Annotated in this window: 1 protein-coding gene; it reads right to left on the reverse strand. The window is 73.6% G+C overall.

Annotated features, from left to right (window positions below; all coding sequences use genetic code 11):
- Window positions 1–54 precede the first annotated feature (54 nt).
- The gene (locus MTQ10_RS30165; RefSeq protein WP_308404616.1) at window positions 55–1,707 is read right to left on the reverse strand and encodes a SulP family inorganic anion transporter; all 1,653 of its coding nucleotides are present in this window, start codon (window positions 1,705–1,707) and stop codon (window positions 55–57) included.
- Between the last annotated feature and the right edge of the window lie 50 nt (window positions 1,708–1,757).

The following is a 1,757-nucleotide window of genomic DNA, read 5'->3' on the forward strand; positions in this document are numbered from 1 at the left end:
CCGCTGCCGGGCTGAGCCGGGCCCCCGACGGCATCCCTCCGCCGGGGGCCCGGCTCAGCCCGGCAGCGGGGAGCGCTCCGCGCGCCCGTCGTGCCCGCCCCGGTGGCCGCCCGCGTACTCGTCCGCGTACCCGTCGGGCATGGGCCGCGTGTCCAGGTAGAACCACTCGGCGCCGGGGCCCGGGAACGGGTCGGGCGGCAACTCGCTCTCCGCCGGGGCGCTCCGCGGCTGTTCCGGCGGTACGGCCGGCACTTCGGGCGCGTCCGCCGGACCCGGCATGAGCAGCTCCACGCGCAGCCCCAGCTTGCGCTGCTGGGCGGTGAACTCCTCGACCTGGTTGCGGCAGGCGTGGTCCAGATGGGTCACGCCGGTCAGGTCCAGGCGGATCCTCGGCCTGCCGGACGCGGCGGCGTTCTCCAGCGCCTCGATCACCTGCGGCAGCCTGAGGAACGTCGCGTTGCCCGCCATCACGACCTTCGCGGTGTCCTGCTCCAGGTGCTGGCGGACGACGGTCCGCGACATGCGCAGCGCGGCCAGCACGATCCCGGCGACGAGCCCGACGATCACGCCCTCCAGCAGCGCCGTCGCCACGATCACCAGCGTGGTCACGGTCATCACGACGAACTCGCCCCGGTCCTGCCGCCACATCTTCGGGAACTCCTCCGGCGCGAACAGCTTCCAGCCGCTGTGCACCAGCACCCCGGCCAGCACCGAGATCGGGATCAGCGCGAGCACCTGCGGCAGCAGCAGCGCGAAGGCGAGCAGCCACAGGCCGTGCAGCGTCCGCGACAGCCGCGTGCGCGCGCCGGCCTGGACGTTCGCCGAACTGCGGGCGACCACCGCGGTGATGGGCAGCGCGCCGAGGAACCCGGCCACGGCGTTGCCGGTGCCCTGGGCGATCAGCTCGGTGTTGTACCGCGTACGTGGACCGCTGTGCATACGGTCCACGGCCGCGGCGGTGAACAGGCTCTCCGCCGACGCGATGACCGTGAAGGTCAGCACGGAGGTGAGGACAGCCGGGTCGGCGAGGCCCGCCAGTTCCTCGGGCCCGGGAAAGTGCACGGCGGCGGCCAGATCGCCGACCTGAAGGGTCTTCACCCGCACGCCGGGCAGCGCCGCGACCGCACAGCCGACGCCGACGGCGACCAGCGCGGCCGGGATCTTCCCCAGCGGCGCCGGGACCTTCTTCCACAGGAAGCTCAGCACGATGGTGACCACCCCGAGGACGACGGCGATCAGCGCCTGGGGGTCGGACAGCACACCGGAGAGCAGCCCCGGCAGCCCGGCCATGTTCTCCAGCGGGGTGCCGGGCGCCTTCCGGTCGGACATCGGATAGAGCTGGCTCACCATCAGCGGCAGTCCGATGCCGGCCAGCATGCCCTGGACGACGGCGAGGGAGATCGCCTGGAACATCCGGCCGAGCCGGACCAGACCGAGCACGATCTGCAGGACGCCGGAGAACAGCACGATCACCCCGAGGACCGCCACCCCCTTCTCCGCGACGGTCTCCGCGACGAGCGCGGCGAGCCCGGCGGCGGGCCCGCTGACCTGCATTGTGCTGCCGCGGATCGCGCCCACCACCAGACCGCCGATCACCCCGGAGACGATGCCCAGCTCGGCCGGGACACCGGAGGCGACGGCGACGCCGATGCACAGCGGCAAGGCGACCAGGAAGACGACGAGGGACGCGGTGATCTCCGTCGCCAGGTCGACCCCGCCGCCCGTCCCGCCGCGGCGCCGGGCCCCGGGGGGAAGTC

It is taken from the genome of Streptomyces sp. XM83C (assembly GCF_023072675.1).
GTDB classification, from domain to species: Bacteria; Actinomycetota; Actinomycetes; order Streptomycetales; family Streptomycetaceae; genus Streptomyces; species Streptomyces thermocoprophilus.